Origin of the sequence: Lysinibacillus sp. NPDC093692, assembly GCF_050280125.1 — a bacterium.
Taxonomy (GTDB): domain Bacteria; phylum Bacillota; class Bacilli; order Bacillales_A; family Planococcaceae; genus Lysinibacillus.
In genome coordinates, this window is sequence record NZ_JBNNUW010000020.1 from 47,314 (window position 1) to 62,385 (window position 15,072).

Consider the following 15,072-nt stretch of genomic DNA (forward strand, 5'->3'; position numbering starts at 1 on the left):
TTTTATAGACTTAATTGTTGAAAAAAATAGACTGCGAGTATAAAATAAGTTTTATCGAAAAAAACAAGAAAGAATTGAGGGATATAAATGAATAGTGAGCAAACATTGAAAAAGCCCCCCTATGGTATGATTAGTATTTTATTTGTGGGTGCTTTTGTTGCTTTTCTAAACAACACATTGTTAAATGTTGCATTACCAACAATCATGAAAGATTTTGGTATAACGTATTCATCCGTACAATGGCTCGCAACAGGCTATATGCTTGTAAGTGGTATTTTAGTACCTGCTTCAGCATTCTTTGTAACGCGCTTTAAAAATAGACATTTATTTATTGTAGCGATGTCAGTCTTTACAATTGGTACGGCTATGGCTGGATTTGCACCTAACTTCGGTACACTTTTAGCAGGTCGTATGGTGCAAGCAGCAGGCGCTGCAAGTATGTCACCACTTCTAATGAATGTAATGCTCATTAGTTTTCCAAAAGAAAAACGTGGAGCAGCAATGGGTATTTTCGGTCTAGTGATGATTTCTGCACCAGCAATCGGACCTACATTATCAGGATATATTGTTGAGCATCACGATTGGCGTATGCTATTCCAAATGATTATTCCATTTGCTGTAATTAGTTTATTATTTGGTATTTGGAAATTAGAAAACGTGATGGATACACGTGAAGTTCATTTAGATGTCCCATCAGTGCTATTATCAACAATTGCATTCGGTGGTATTCTATATGGTTTCAGTACGGCAGGGGATAAAGGCTGGTCAAGTCCTTGGGTATATGGCACAATTTCAGCTGGTTTACTTGCTTTAATCATCTTCATATTTAAACAATTACGTATGGATCAGCCTTTGCTAGAATTACGTATTTATAAATATCCAATGTTTGCGTTGGGATCAGCTATCTCGGTTATCGTCTCAATGGCTATGTTCTCTGGGATGATTTTAACACCTGCTTACGTACAATCAATTCGTGGGATTGAACCATTCGAGGCGGGCTTAATGATGCTTCCTGGGGCACTTGTAATGGGCATTATGTCGCCGATTACAGGGAAACTATTCGATAAATTTGGACCGCGTGTACTAGCGATTATCGGTTTAACGATTACAACGATTGCGTCATTCGGTTTAACAAAGTTAGAAATAGATTCAAGCTATACATTTATTGTGTCATTGTACACAATTCGTATGTTTGGTTTGTCAATGGTTATGATGCCGATTATGACAAACGGTTTAAACCAGTTACCACAAATGATGAACCCACACGGTACAGCAATTAACAACACTGTACAGCAAGTAGCGGGGGCAATTGGTAGTGCCGTGATGGTAACGTTCATGAATAGTCGTACAAAAGCAAAAGCTGAAGAATTAATTGCAGAAGCAAAAGCGAATGCAGCGCAATCAGGTGTTGCACCGTCGCCAGAACAAATGCAGCAAATGCAGGATCACATTATGCAAAATGCTTTATTAGATGGTATTACACACTCATTCTTCATTGCTGCTTGTATTACCGTTCTTGCACTTGTACTTGCGTTCTTCTTAAAACGCGTTAATGTTGAAAGCACAGCGGCTTCAATGGATTTGAAAAAACCAACTAAATAATAATAAGTTGATATGCTCCCCTATAGGTAAACGGATGAAAAATATATTTCTGTTTATCGAAGGGGAGTTTTTTGATGCATTATAGCAATACGTATCGTTGTATGGGCACTCAAAATAGCACGGATATTAGCAAAAGCTAAAGGATGGATGAATATTTTAAAATCATCCTAACCTTTTACGCTAATGTCCGTGCAATAATTTTAATCATTCTTTTTAAATAATGCTCCTGGCCAAAACGCATATTTACCGAGAACAGTAGTAATAGCAGGTACCAGCAATGGACGTACAATGAATGTATCAAGCAACACGCCAATTGCCGTAACGACACCGAACTGAACAAGTACTTGAATAGGTAAGGTAGCAAGGACAGCGAATGTTCCAGCTAAAATTAGACCAGCAGATGTAATAACGCTTCCTGTTCTTACGACACCTTCCTCAATAGCTGTTAAATGATCTACTGTTCTGCGTTTTTTCCAAATTTCCGAAATCATAAAGATATTATAATCTTCCCCGAGAGCCACTAAAAATACAAATGCATAGAGTGGAATTGCTCCTGAAATGGCATCTGCCCCCATTACATAATGTAAAATTAGCCAACCTGCACCAAGTGCCCCGAAATAAGAAATAATAACTGTTGCTAGTAAGTAAACAGTAGCTGTTACGGAACGTAGATAAATGAATAATAATAAAGCAATTAAAGCAATCATTGTTGGCATAATAACAGTTTCATCGCGTACAGTTAATTGCTGTGTATCATATTGACTAGCTGTTTCGCCGCCAATCCAAATATGTTTATCTGCACTTTTTATACCTTCATCCTCAAGCATTTTTATAACCGCTGCTTTAAGCTCTGGAATATGAGCTAACGATTCCTTAGCATAAGGATTCGCATTTAAAGAAATCTCGTACAATTGGATAGCATTATTTTTCTCTCCAATTCGGCTATCTGCAACACTATCAATATAAGAGATTTCAGCTAATTGCTGCTGCAAGTGGATATCTATACCCTCAGTATCAATGACGAGCTGAACTGGAGCTAATTCACCAGGTGAAAAATTTTCTTCTATTAAATTAAAGCCTTCGCGGGATGGCATATTCTCAGGAAATGACGATAATAGATCGAAAGTATACTGAATACGTGGTACGAATGCTGCTAACCCACCAAGGAACAGTAAAGTGACAACAATGACCACCCATGGTTTATGCGTTACAGTGCGCCCGATTGTGCGACTTATTTTATGTGTTGGTTTGTGCTGTTTTTTTCCTTTTTTATAAGCCATATCCTCTGTTCGTGGAATGAATGGGAAGAAGGCAACGCGACCTATGATAACAAGAATTGCTGGAAGTACAACTAACGCAGCAACACCCATCACCAGTACACCAAAGCTAAACGGAATTGCAAAACGTTGGAATGCACCATAATGGGCAAGGCTAAGAGTAGCTAAACCGATAACAACCGTTAATGCACTCATCATAATCGCACCGCCAGACTCCTTAATAGTAAGCTTCATGGCAGTAGTCTTATCTTCAATATGAAATAATATCTCTCGATACTTTGATATTAAAAATAAACAATAGTCTGTACCTGCTCCAAAGAGTAATACAGTCATAATAGAGACAGCCTGCGAGTCCTTATCGATCCATCCATGATCGGCGAAAAAACCGAGCGTTGGACTTATAACGACGTAGGCAAGAGCAACAACCATTAATGGAATAATGGCTAATAACGGTGAACGATAAATAATAATTAGTAAAACTAAAACAAGGAGCACTGTCGCAATTAGTAATTTAACATCAGCTTGGGAGAATAAACCGACAGCATCCGTAGCGATACCAGCCGGTCCAGAATAACGCACATGAAGATTGTCACTAACTAAGTCTTTATCTATTTGGATATTATTCTTATCCATTGTTTTTGTTAATATCTTTAAACTCTCTCGCAACGCATCCGTAGCCACGCCTTTTTCAAAGAAAATAGGAGTTACAATTGTTGTGCCATTGTCAGATGCAGACGCTAAAAAGGCTTGAGGTGGCATTTTATCATATGGTGGAATAACAGTTTGATTTGCTAAAGGTTTCGCTTTAAGCTCTCCGTAAACTTTTTGGATAGCAACAAAATCATCAGTAGTTAGCCCGCTATCTCGATGCCAGACGAGTAATAATGGTGTACCTGCATCATTTGGAAATTGTTCTGCAATAATAGTTGCTGCCTGCTGAGACATTTCACTTTCGGGTAAATTTTTACCAGATTCACTCTTAATACTATTAATCTGTGGCCAGGCAAATGACAGTACAACAACAAGTGAAATCCAAAAGGCGAGGGCTAAAAAGCGCCCTTTTTTACTTGTTACCATTGAGCCCCATTGCTCTAGTGGGTGCTTTTTCATTTAAAGACCTCCGTTTCATGTAAGTAGTTTTAATTATATATACCGGAAGGTTAATTAATCAATTATAAAAAGATTATATGCTATACTATGTCTAAAATGAATACTTTATAAGGGGGCGAACTTGTTGAAGCAGTCACCGCGTGTTCTCGGAAGACCTCGCCATGATGAGAATGCGAAACCAAAAAAAGATATTGTTCTTGAAACGGCAATAAGGCTTTTTATCAAAGAAGGCTATAAAAATATTTCGATGGCTGATGTAGCAAAAGCTTGTAACGTTACAAAGGCTACTATCTATTACTATTACCCGACTAAAGGGGATTTATATACATCAGCGTTGCTGGTAATGATGGATCAAATCCAACTGTCTATTATACAGATCTTAGAGGAGTCAATATCATTTAAAAATCGGTTGGAGAAGCTTGTTGAAATTCATTTATCGGCCACTGTAGATATTGATATGAAAAATTTTATGAGAGAAGCGACAATTAATTTATCGGAATCTCAGTTAAAAGAAGTGCAAGCATCAGAAAATAATATGTATAAAACGATAGAGCAGGCGATGCAGTTAGAGATGGAACTAGGTACGATCCGGAAGGGAAATGCTACTTTTTTTGCTCATTCGTTTATGGCTTTAATGTCAGTAGGATACGTTAAAGATGGGGAAGGGAAAAGGGTATTTCAATCAGAAGCTATGGCCGCGAGAGAAATTATAGACTTTTTCTGGAAATCTGTTGAAAAATGATTTCTTTCATTTTATGTAATATTAATGCTGAAAATAAAATCAGTATTACGCCATCGATTTAGGGGGAAACTTAGATCAGAGGTATTTTAATAAATTTGAGATTAAAAATGTTGTATTTGGGATACAAAGCAAACTTAATTACAAATATATAGTTACAAATCAATGAATTTTGAAAAGATTGTCGAAATTGTGATTTAGCTCATTGAAATAATATACAAACAACCTTATAATGGAGGTTGTAACGTCACCAAGACAAGATAGGATGGAATTATGATGCGCTTTTTGCAAAATAAAGTTAACATTGTAATAACAAATTATACGAATTGCTATCCAGTTCTTGAGACTGGTGATTTGTAAGATATAAGCGCTGTAACGACTGTTAAGAAGTGCCTTAATGGTCTTTTTTACATGGAAGCAATAAAAATTAAAATAGTGATAGTGATGGCAAAGGAGAGTTCAAAATGTCAGAAACGAATAACCAAACACAGTCTGAACAATTAACTGTGAGTCAAGAACAATTGGATGTGCTAGATCAATTATTAAAGCCTGAGGTTCAGGAATCACTTACAACTTTAGTTGAACAATTACCAAAGTTAACTGAAATGATGACGCTATTAACAAAGTCATATGAGTTTGCTCAAGCTGTTGCAACTGACGAAGTATTGAAAAATGATACTGTTGGTGCGGTAACAGAAATGGCAGGCCCAGTAGTAGGCTCAGCTAAAAATCTTGCAGCTACTGCAATTGAAGCGAAAGACCGTGCGTCTGAAAGCCAAGAAGTAATTGGTTTATTCGGTCTTATGAAAATGTTAAAAGACCCACAAGTTCAAGGTGTTTTCCGTTTTGTTAATGCTTTCTTACAAGTAAGCGCTGAACGTAAAGCTAAATAAGACTCGACTCGAGATATATTCAAAACGTACGGACGGAGGATTAATTAATCATGTCAAAAGAAATCGTCATCTTAGGTGCTGGTTACGCTGGCGTTTTAACTGCATTAACAGCACGTAAGTATCTATCAGCTGATGAAGCTAAAATTACTGTAGTAAACCAATTCCCAACACACCAAATCATCACTGAACTTCACCGTTTAGCTGGTGGTACTATTGCTGAAGGTGCTGTTGCTTTACCACTTAAAAAAATCTTTAAAGGTTTAGATATCGATTTACAAATCGCTAAAGTTACAAAATTCAACGTAGACAGTAAAAAAGTTGACCTAGATACTGGGTATACTTTAAATTACGATACTTTAGTAGTATCTTTAGGTAGCCAAACTGGATTCTTCGGTATCCCAGGATTAGAAGAAAACTCAATGGTACTTAAATCAGTGAACGAAGCAAACAAAATTAACAAACATATCGAAGACCGTATTAAAGCATATGCACAAACAAAAGACGAAGCAGATGCAACAATCGTTATCGGTGGTGGCGGTTTAACAGGTGTAGAGCTTGTTGGTGAAATCGTGGACAACTTCCCGAAGATCGCAGCAAAACACGGTGTTAACTTTGCTGACCTTAAAATTAAACTTGTTGAAGCTGGTCCGAAAATCTTACCAGTACTTCCGGATGTACTTATCCAACGCGCTACTGAAAGTTTAGCAAAACGTGGCGTTGAATTCATTACTAGCACTCCTGTAACGGGTGTTGATGGTAACGTCATCTCTCTTAAAGATCGCGAACCAATCGTTGCCAATACGCTTATTTGGACAGGCGGGGTAGCTCCACTTCCAATCGTAGGCGAGTCTGGTCTTGAAGCAGACCGCGGTAAAGCTACGATTAACGAATTCTTACAATCTACATCTCATGATGATGTATTCGTAATCGGTGATGCATCTGTAGCATTACCAGGTGATGGCGGACGTCCACTATATGCACCAACTGCACAAGTTGCATGGCAAATGGGTGAGTGCGCTGGATACAACTTATTTGCACAATACAAAAACCAAGAGATGAAGTCTTTCTCTGCAATTAACTCTGGTACACTTGCAAGCTTAGGCCGTAAAGACGCTGTTGCGACAATCGGTGCTAGCAACACACAACTTAAAGGTCTTCCTGCAACACTTATGAAAGAAGCGTCTAACATTCGCTATCTTACACACATTAAAGCGCTATTCGGCTTAGCGTATTAATATTTCAAGGGCATGAATCAATAGTAATATTGAGTTCATGCCCTTTTTGTGTCTACATATGACTTAAGATGAAGTGAACACCGGGTGTTTCAGCGATAAATTTTGATGGAAGAGTCGGGGGACGGAAGAAACAGCCGAAGCGACGGAAAAGGTAGTGTGACAATTAGTAAAGATTCGAAAAGGTTGAGAACAATCATGAGGTATTTTTTATTTAAACGATCTATCAAACTGCCTGACCAGAAACTGGCGAAAAGTGTGGATAAAGCCCTAACGATATATAAGCCAGACACAGCGATAGCGGATCCTGTAAGGTAAAACAATTAGATTTAAAGCTATCCAGCTTCCGACGCTGGAAACACCAATACTAGACAATAATATAGCCGGATAACGCCACATTTCTATTAATTTATTTACGCCCATATAAATTCCTCCTTGTAGTTATGACAAGTAACTAAAACAAAAAAATCCCACCCCCAAGACGATTTGTCTTTGGGGCGAGATTGTGAAATTTATACTCACGTGGTGCCACCTTAGTTCACTATTATGTCACCATAATAGCCTTTTCAGTACGGCATAAATACGTATGCTTATACTGTTTCTCTGTAACGGGAGTTCCCGTCGCACCATCATTCAAATAGAAATCCAATGCGCTACACCTAGGCTTGTTTCAATAATTCACTCTTACCCGATTTCAGCAATCCGAGCTCTCTGGGAAGAACAGCCTTATTTACTCGTTATCCATAATTCGGTAAGGTGTTTCTACGAATTTTAATATATTCCGATAAATACCTGAATTGTTCCGATAAACTTCTAAAACATTCCGATAAATTCAGAAATAATTCCGATATTTCACGAAAAGGTTCCGATATTCTTATTGAAGATAGGCTGTAAGCTCCGTTAAAAGTGATTGGCAAAGAATCACTGACTCTACTGTATGATTTTTTATTTCAAGAGAATGGTCAGCATTTTCTACAATAGTGAGCTCAAATGAAGAAAGTAGTCCTAATCTTTCTTTAGAATAATGAGGATCAGCAGTACCGATTGCTAGAAATGCCTGCTTTCCAAGCAAATTTTTCATCACATGATCAAGAGTCAGTAGGGGTGTCAAAAGCACATAACGAGAAGGAACAGATGACATTCGCTGCATATAAAAATCTGTGATCGGTAATGTCCCGAGTGATTTTCCTATGTATACAGCTTCGGTATAAGATTTTGTACTTAAAATATATTCCACAATAGGGTTTGCGGCATTATAAACCATTGCTGAAATAGCTTCTGGCTCCTGTTCAAATTGTTGCGAATCAAACGTATAGCATACTTGTACTACATCATAGCCAAGTTCTAGCATCAGCTCAGTTGAATAATAAAGAAGTGGTTTTTCATACGTATAGCCAGTGCCAGAGAACATAAAGCACACCCTGTCACTTTTGTTATCAAAGTGATGGTATGGAATATCGTTGTATTGTTCTTTTCTTGGTTTGATTTTAATGGAAATACCCCCATTTATTTCTTTTTTATTTTATAATCTAACTATAACAAGGGGGGAGAAATTTATGAAGGCTGTGATTATTAATGAGTTTGGTACTTCTGATGTTTTAAAGTACGTAGAATGTCCAAAGCCGTCTATTTCAGCAGGGGAAGTATTAATACGTACGACATATACGAGTGTGAATTTTGCCGATATTAAAAATAGAACAGGCAATAAAGCAAAAGCAAATTTCCCAATGATACTCGGTTTAGATGTAGCTGGTGTAGTTGAAGAGGTTTTTGGTGAAAATAGTGCATTTAAAGTTGGGGATGTCGTTATTGCATTCCCAAAAGATGGAGCATATGCAGAGTATGTAGTAGCGAAAGAACAGCTTGTCTTCAAAGTTCCAAATGATGTCTCTTTGGAGAAGGCAGCTGCTGTGCCAACGGTTTTGTTTTTATCCTATCTCTTAACACATCAAATCGCTCCAATTCGTACAAACGATAGCGTACTAATTCATGCTGCATCTGGTGGTGCAGGGACAATGCTTATTCAAATGGCGAAAAAGCTAGGTGCTAAAAATATTATTGGCACAGTCAGTGATATGAAAAAAGCGACAATTGCCTATGAGCTAGGTGCCCATCATGTACTGACATACGATAATTTTAGTGCGCAAGTCAATGAATATACGGATGGTCAAGGTGTAAACATCATTTTTGACTCCATCGCTGGAAATATTACAGAAGAGAGCTTTCACTGTTTAGCTCCGTATGGTACGCTCGTGCAATTTGGAAATAGTGGTGGTAAAGCAGGTAATATAAAAACATCTGATTTACATAATAGCTGCCGCAATGTGAAAGGTTTTAGCCTAGGAACGACTCGAGCTTCCAAGCCAAAAATGCTACAACAAGTTACCGAGGAGATGTTTGCATTGCTGAGGGAAGAGAGCTTCCAAGTACCTGTTGCGAGGATCTTTAAATTAGAGGACATGCAGAAAGCCCATGATTTGATGGAAAGTCGCCAGCATCAAGGGAAAATATTAATTAAAATATAAAGTAATTAAATCCAAATGTAGATATAAAAAAGATGACTCTGATATTGTAAAGTCATCTTTTTATATGGGCATAGTTAGTGTTATTGCTTGTCTAGTTCATTGATTTTTTCATATATACGCCGTTTGCGATAGAGCATAATTCCTGCTTCAGCAACATCTTGAATCATTCCTTTATTTGCATAGGCACCGAAAATCATCCCAGCTACCGGAATCATTTGAAACAGCTTTTTCCAGCCGAATTGATCGCGATACGTAAAAAATACTTCCTGCCAGCCTTGCAGTTGTGAAATCATATCCTCCGCTGCATGATTCGTCGTATGCATAGAAGAAAGCTCTTTCAATATAGCTTCTTTGCCGACAATATCAGCTGAGGAGAATTGGAGACATTTAACGATGAAAATTCGTTCCATTTTATCGTTTGGGTTATAGCCGTGAATGATTGCAATCTCTTGCAATGTTTTTAAAGCCATTCCTAAAATAAAAGGAATGTCTATAGCTAGTGTAAAGATACCACCAAAGCCGGTAGAAGCACCTTGTACTGTTGCTAATTTTACGCGTTCATTTTGAAGCTTGTCACTTAGAGCAATCATATCCTCCAAAGGAATTTGTCCTATATCAGATATAGCACAAATATCATGAAAAGAAGAATTGTTACGTATGTTCTGCAGCATAGCCTGTTCATTAATTAAGTATTGCCCACCTGATTGAATATAGCTCCCTAATTCATCAACTAGTAATGCTATCTTCTTTTGAAGAAAGGCAGGTGTCATCTTATCTAAGAGTTTAAACGGAATGCGACCTAATTTCTCCCAAAACCACAAGTCCTTTTGATCTTTCTCCCACGCTTGAATTTCTTGCAAATGCTTTTCTAAATGCTCGAGATTCTCCATTTTGTCTATTCCCCTTATATGTGCATTTAGTATAAATACGAGAAGAATTTTAAAAGGTTTCGAATGATTGCCAAACTGTTGCAAGTAACGCGATACTTTCTTGGATTTGCTCAAGGGAAAGCCCACCGTAGCCTATAATGACCATAGCATGTTCAGAGTTGTGCTGATAGGAGGTTGAACATGGGTAGACTTGGATACCTTCCTCCTGCGCAAGTTTAATCGCCTCCTGTTCAGAAAGTCTTTTTGGTAACTTCATAACGATGTGTAGTCCTGATTTTTCACCAATTACTTCGAATTCATTCGAAAAATGGGCGTTAATAGCTGCTAGTAATGTCTGTTGCTTTTTACGATAAATAGTGCGCATTTTGGCTAAATGCTTATCGAATAAACCTTGAGCAATAAAATCGGCTAACACAAGCTGATCTATTTTGGAGACAACGGATTTTTGTTCTTGATTAAAATGAGTAAAAGCTTCGACTAACGATTTAGGCAAAATCATGTAACTTATGCGCAGCGATGGGATAAGCGTTTTGGAAAAGGTTCCGAAATAAATTACGCGTTGAAGCTGATCCATTTTTGCTAAAGAGGGGATAGGGAGCCCCTTATAACGAAATTCTGAATCATAGTCATCTTCAATAATATATGCTTTTTCAGTAGTAGCCCATTGCAGAAGTGCCGCACGCCGTTCAACAGGCATAACCATGCCTAGTGGAAACTGGTGTGCGGGTGTTGTGTATAACATGTGGATTGATTTTTTCGGTATAGTAACCCCTGAGTTATCAACAGGAATTGCATGAGTTGTTAGTCCACATTGTTGTAATGTTGCATGCACTCTTTTAAAGCCAGGATCCTCTAAGCCAACTTGTGCTTTTGGGCCAAAAAAGTGACATAGAGCTTGAAGCTGATTTTGTGTACCACTATAAATAAACACCTGTGATGCCTCACAAGTAACCCCTCTTGATCGTTCAACATAACGAGCGATTTCCGTCCGCAATATAGCTTCTCCTTGCCAAGGACTTGTCGTTAAATTATCCACATTGAAGTGCTTTTTCAACAGCTTATGCCAGCTGGAGAATGGAAAAGCCTCCTTATCCACATGTCCGTTATTAAAATCAAATTTTATAGTATATGTAGTAGATGCTTTAGCTGTGGATATGTGATGTTTTTGCTGCTGTTCCCATTCAAATTCAAAGGGCGCTATAAAATAGCCAGAGCGTTCCTTACTATAGATATAGCCTTCAGCTAGTAATTGCTCATAAGCTTCTTTAATTGTATGGACACTAACGTCAAGCGTTATTGCAAGAGTCCGTTTAGAAGGCAATTGCTCATCGGCCATCAGTTTTTTGCTTAAAATTGCTTGTTTTATTTCTTCGTAAATTTGCACGTACTTCGGTGAATCTCCAGTAAATGAAATCGATAAATCCAAAATGTTGCACCTCCTGGTATGGTGTATTTTTTGAAAATTGGTTCTATCTATCATATCAAAATTATCGTTAAATATTGAAAAGGAGTGAAGAAAATGAATTTTATAGCATTAGAAAATGAGGTTGTATTGCTTAAGCCTTTAGAACATGATGATATGCAAGGGTTATTAGAGGCTGCAAGTTATCCAGAGATCTGGTCACATATGTCCACAACTATAGAAAAAATAGACGATGTGAATAACTTTGTGGATAAGGCATTACTAACAAAACGAGAAAAAAACGAGTTCCCATTCGTAATTGTGGATAAAAAATCTGGACACATCATCGGTTCGACTCGATTTATGGATATTGATGAAACGCATAAACGGCTTGAAATAGGAACTACATGGATTTCACCTGCTTTTTGGCGTACAGCTATTAATACGAATTGCAAATATTTATTACTACAATACTGCTTTGAGGTATTAAATATACAGCGTGTGCAAATTAAAACTGATCATGAAAATGTGCGTTCACAAAGGGCAATTGAGCGTCTAGGAGCAATAAAGGAGGGGGTCTTACGTAATCATATGGTGCGTAAGGATGGTACAACTCGTAATACTGTGATGTACAGTATTACTCTACAAGAATGGCCACGAGTGAAAAAGCATTTGCAGCAGTTGCTAATTGACGCTACCGAGAAATAGGGATAAAGAAATTATTATACTTAAAAAGAATGGTCATTAGTCGACCATTCTTTTTTTATAAATATATCCTACTACAATCCAAGTTACTATTGACCATGCGATGATAGTAGCTATTGGAATAATGACGTCCATTGTTGTGTATGTGCCTTCTAGAGCTTCTCCTAATACTACCAATTGGGAACTTGGTAACCATTCAGCAATCTTGAATATCGGACTAGCAGAAGATAGAGCTAGTACAAGAGGACCAAATGAGAAAATTAGGATAACAGGTAGTACAATAAGAGATCCTTCCATAATCGTTTTGGCGAATAATCCACATAATGTTCCCATTGCAATATAGAACACAGTCGAAACTATTAAAGCGATAGCTAAGATGAAAAGATTAGCCGGGTTATAGCCAACGATGAAAATAGTCAATGCTACGATTACTACCGTAATGATAAAGACAAACAAGCTTTTACCAATTAAAATATCGCCAAGTGAAGCAGGGGAAAGCATTAAACTGCGAAGCGTATTTTTTTCTTTCTCTTCAGCAATTAGACAGCATTGTACATAGGAAGTCACCATAGAAAATGCAATATTAATTGAAAGGAAATAGGTTGCGATAGTAGCTGAGCCCGTTTTACTATATAAAAATGCAAAAAAAAGTGGCATAAATACCATAATGGATACCGCATAGTTACGTGAAAATTCCTTATAATCCTTCATTAAAATAGCTTGAATACGTGTCATTGAAAGGTTCATACTAAATCACTCCCTGTTATTTGCATAAAAATATTACCTAGTGTCGGCTCGTTTGTATAAATGCGAGAAACTTCGTTCGATTGCATCCAATGAAACAGTTTTTCTGCATCCTGATTTCCATTTTGAATGACTTCGCTAGCGCCATTTTTTAGTTCAACTGTAATAGACTCATCACCAAACTCTTTTTTCAAATTTTTTGGCGAACCAATTGCTCTAATTTTACCTTTATGTAAGAAGGCGACACGATCACAAAGTATTTCTGCTTCACTCATATCGTGTGTTGTTAAAAATATTGTAGTACCCATCTCGTTTAGTTTACGCAAGCCGTTATAAATATGCTGTGTATTAACGGGATCGAGTGCAGAAGTTGGTTCATCTAAAAATAGTAGTTCTGGTTTATGCATGATGGCACGTGCTAGCGTAACACGTTGCATCATTCCTTTAGAAAGCTGACTAATTTTCTTTTTACGATCACCGTATAGGTTAACAAAATCCAAAGCCTCTTTGACGGCTGATTTAGGTAATTGATATAAATTACTGAATAGTAATAAATTCTCCTCGATTGAAAGTCGTGTATATAGTCCGCTATTATCTGTTAAAATACCAAAGCGTTTACGATTGTTACTTTGTTTCATCTCATTTGCTGGGCGGCCAAACAATAAAACGTCGCCATCAGTTTTTTCAGTTTGTGCTGTTAATATTTTTATTGTAGTCGTTTTTCCAGAACCACTAGGTCCAAGAAAGCCGAATATTTCTCCTTTTTGAATGGTAAAGGAAACATCCTGTAATGCTGTTTCCTTATTAAATGTTTTTTTTAAATGCTGAACATCAATCACTGCGTTCATTTGAAAACCTCCCTGTGTTGTTGTTGATGTCTCAACTATAAGGGACAATGAAGATAACAACATTAAATTACAGGTGAAAGGCGGTGAAATGACCATTAGCGGAGAAATATTTCAGCTGACAGGAGTCGTTTATTTCCTGGGAAATCTACTAAATTCCGAGTATTTCCTTTAAATCTGCAAGCTTATTTTTCGACAAAGGTACTACGGTCTTTTCAGTGCTATTCAGGGCTAAGCTGTAGCTATTGCGAGTCCACGTAATGATTTCCCGTACCTTTTGTAAGTTAACGATATAAGAGCGATGACTTCTAAAGAAGCCGAACGGTGTCAATTTTTGTTCAAGCTCATTTAGCGACAATGTACATGGATAGGCTTCACCTGTAACATACAGTGAAACAACACCCTCAACGCTTTCGATATAATCGATTTCAGGGGGATTAAATAAAATGATCTTATCGTTCTTCTTTGTAGGGATTTTATCAAGTCGAATCGGTGCACTTTCAAGAGAGGGAGAAGCTAGTTCTGTCTCATCTTCTTTCACATCTAATGCATGTAAGCCCATTGCATCTAGTCTATGTATTTCTGTACTCGAAACGATTAAATTCTCGAAATTGTTAGATAGTAAAATGACTGTTTTATTTTGCTTTTGAAGGACACCCAATAACTGAATGGCTTTTTGTTTGGAAAATTCATCCAGATTTTGGAGAGGTTCTTCTAAAACTTGTATCGGTGCCTGATTAAGATATGTATTCAGTAATTTTAAGCGTTGCTTTTCGCTATTTGAAAGCTTGCTAATTTTCATGCTTTTTTGCTCCGGTAAAGCGAACAATGCTAATACATCCTCCATCTTTTCAGAAGAAGCATTGAAAAGCTTTAAGCAAAAGTTGATGTATTCTCGAACCGTCAGTCGCTCATACAGGGCATTTTCACGAAAATGTGTATACGTATTGCTTTGCTTCGCAAACCACTGGATTAAAGTATGTATTTTTGACACATCCGTATAGATGCCAATAATAATGCCAGGCTGCATAGATAGGTGGAAGTTTGGATAAATTACATTTCCTCCTTCTATATAAGGATCAATAATCATGCTTTCATTTTGATTCAT

Annotated in this window: 13 protein-coding genes and 1 pseudogene; 6 read left to right on the forward strand and 8 right to left on the reverse strand. The window is 37.3% G+C overall.

Going from position 1 to position 15,072, the window contains the following annotated elements; translation table 11 throughout:
* The first annotated feature begins 87 nt into the window (after positions 1–87).
* Positions 88–1,602 (forward strand): DHA2 family efflux MFS transporter permease subunit, encoded by a 1,515-nt coding sequence (locus ACQKN4_RS18955; protein WP_079563019.1) that lies wholly within the window; start codon positions 88–90, stop codon positions 1,600–1,602.
* Between the two features lie 200 nt (positions 1,603–1,802).
* Here ACQKN4_RS18955 and ACQKN4_RS18960 read toward each other — a convergent pair whose 3' ends face one another.
* Positions 1,803–3,989, reverse strand: coding sequence for an MMPL family transporter (locus ACQKN4_RS18960; RefSeq protein WP_427484517.1), 2,187 nt, complete (start codon positions 3,987–3,989; stop codon positions 1,803–1,805).
* Positions 3,990–4,113: 124 nt separating this feature from the next.
* Between ACQKN4_RS18960 and ACQKN4_RS18965 the strand changes: the two genes are divergently transcribed.
* The 3 genes from ACQKN4_RS18965 (at position 4,114) to ACQKN4_RS18975 (ending at position 6,856) form a co-directional block, all read left to right on the forward strand.
* The gene (locus tag ACQKN4_RS18965; RefSeq protein WP_079563021.1) at positions 4,114–4,731 is read left to right on the forward strand and encodes a TetR/AcrR family transcriptional regulator; all 618 of its coding nucleotides are present in this window, start codon (positions 4,114–4,116) and stop codon (positions 4,729–4,731) included.
* 461 nt (positions 4,732–5,192) lie between these two features.
* Positions 5,193–5,621 (forward strand): DUF1641 domain-containing protein, encoded by a 429-nt coding sequence (locus tag ACQKN4_RS18970; RefSeq protein WP_079563022.1) that lies wholly within the window; start codon positions 5,193–5,195, stop codon positions 5,619–5,621.
* Between the two features lie 50 nt (positions 5,622–5,671).
* Positions 5,672–6,856 carry an NAD(P)/FAD-dependent oxidoreductase gene (locus ACQKN4_RS18975; protein WP_079563023.1) on the forward strand — a complete coding sequence of 395 codons (1,185 nt, stop codon included), beginning with the start codon at positions 5,672–5,674 and terminating at the stop codon, positions 6,854–6,856.
* 146 nt (positions 6,857–7,002) lie between these two features.
* On the opposite strand, the pseudogene ACQKN4_RS18980 reads toward ACQKN4_RS18975, so the two are convergent.
* Together ACQKN4_RS18980 and ACQKN4_RS18985 are read right to left on the reverse strand one after the other, a co-directional pair.
* A pseudogene (locus ACQKN4_RS18980) lies at positions 7,003–7,276 on the reverse strand (MFS transporter); the annotation flags it as partial.
* Positions 7,277–7,727: 451 nt separating this feature from the next.
* Positions 7,728–8,264, reverse strand: coding sequence for a hypothetical protein (locus tag ACQKN4_RS18985; protein ID WP_427484518.1), 537 nt, complete (start codon positions 8,262–8,264; stop codon positions 7,728–7,730).
* Between the two features lie 145 nt (positions 8,265–8,409).
* On the opposite strand from ACQKN4_RS18985, the gene ACQKN4_RS18990 reads away from it, so the two are divergent.
* The gene (locus tag ACQKN4_RS18990; RefSeq protein WP_427484519.1) at positions 8,410–9,378 is read left to right on the forward strand and encodes a quinone oxidoreductase family protein; all 969 of its coding nucleotides are present in this window, start codon (positions 8,410–8,412) and stop codon (positions 9,376–9,378) included.
* 80 nt (positions 9,379–9,458) lie between these two features.
* Here the strand turns inward: ACQKN4_RS18990 and ACQKN4_RS18995 are convergent, their stop codons facing one another.
* A complete protein-coding gene (locus ACQKN4_RS18995) occupies positions 9,459–10,268 on the reverse strand; it encodes an EcsC family protein (protein WP_427484520.1) in 810 nt (269 codons plus the stop codon).
* Positions 10,269–10,317: 49 nt separating this feature from the next.
* Positions 10,318–11,694, reverse strand: coding sequence for a PLP-dependent aminotransferase family protein (locus ACQKN4_RS19000; protein WP_079563027.1), 1,377 nt, complete (start codon positions 11,692–11,694; stop codon positions 10,318–10,320).
* 93 nt (positions 11,695–11,787) lie between these two features.
* On the opposite strand from ACQKN4_RS19000, the gene ACQKN4_RS19005 reads away from it, so the two are divergent.
* Complete coding sequence (locus ACQKN4_RS19005; protein ID WP_079563028.1) at positions 11,788–12,378, forward strand: GNAT family N-acetyltransferase; 591 nt, start codon at positions 11,788–11,790, stop codon at positions 12,376–12,378.
* Positions 12,379–12,414: 36 nt separating this feature from the next.
* Here the strand turns inward: ACQKN4_RS19005 and ACQKN4_RS19010 are convergent, their stop codons facing one another.
* The 3 genes from ACQKN4_RS19010 to ACQKN4_RS19020 all read right to left on the reverse strand — a co-directional run bounded on the left by ACQKN4_RS19010 (position 12,415) and on the right by ACQKN4_RS19020 (position 15,072).
* Positions 12,415–13,122 carry an ABC transporter permease gene (locus ACQKN4_RS19010; RefSeq protein WP_079563029.1) on the reverse strand — a complete coding sequence of 236 codons (708 nt, stop codon included), beginning with the start codon at positions 13,120–13,122 and terminating at the stop codon, positions 12,415–12,417.
* On the reverse strand, positions 13,119–13,967 hold the full coding sequence (locus ACQKN4_RS19015; protein WP_427484521.1) for an ABC transporter ATP-binding protein: 849 nt from the start codon (positions 13,965–13,967) through the stop codon (positions 13,119–13,121). The genes ACQKN4_RS19010 and ACQKN4_RS19015 overlap by 4 nt, the downstream gene beginning before the upstream one ends.
* 148 nt (positions 13,968–14,115) lie before the next feature.
* Positions 14,116–15,072: a LytTR family transcriptional regulator DNA-binding domain-containing protein gene (locus ACQKN4_RS19020; RefSeq protein ID WP_079563031.1), complete on the reverse strand. Its 957-nt coding sequence runs from the start codon at positions 15,070–15,072 to the stop codon at positions 14,116–14,118.